Source organism: Pseudomonas peli, assembly GCF_050563605.1.
GTDB classification, from domain to species: Bacteria; Pseudomonadota; Gammaproteobacteria; order Pseudomonadales; family Pseudomonadaceae; genus Aquipseudomonas; species Aquipseudomonas peli_A.
This window is the reverse complement of the sequence record NZ_JBNXUH010000039.1, coordinates 1-382: the sequence shown is the minus strand read 5'-3', so window position 1 is coordinate 382 and position 382 is coordinate 1. Positions and strand designations below refer to the sequence as shown.

General features: G+C 59.7%; 1 protein-coding gene. It reads right to left on the bottom strand.

The genetic code is table 11. The features are described from left to right. Positions 1-98: 98 nt before the first annotated feature. Positions 99-382, bottom strand: a 284-nt coding sequence (locus tag ACQ4LH_RS21025) for an MgtC/SapB family protein (RefSeq protein ID WP_430698961.1), incomplete at its 5' end; no start/stop codon positions are given.

Sequence of the window (382 nt, the reverse complement as noted above, 5' to 3'; positions counted from 1 at the left end):
AGATAATAGAAGAAAGAATTTTTTTTTTTTAAAGCAGAAGCCGGCATAAGAGATCGTTCAGTTCGTCTCGTGGGCTCGGGGGGGTGTATAGGAGAGAACTAGAGGCATAATCCGCCGCCGCTGGCGCTCTGTAACAGCAGGGCGCGGATATGCGCTTCCTGTTCGGCGCGGCAGACCACGGTAATCAGATACTGCTGATCGTCTTCGCGGTGCGCCTCGGGCTGGCGGTTGATAACCCCCGCCAGTGGCCGTAGCAGCACATTGGCAATGAGGATCAGCGCGCTGACCAGGGCAGCGACCAGCAGCTGCCCGGCACCAGCGAGCAAGCCAACGGCGGCCGCGCACCAGAGCGTGGCCGCGGTGTTCAGGCCGCGAATATGCA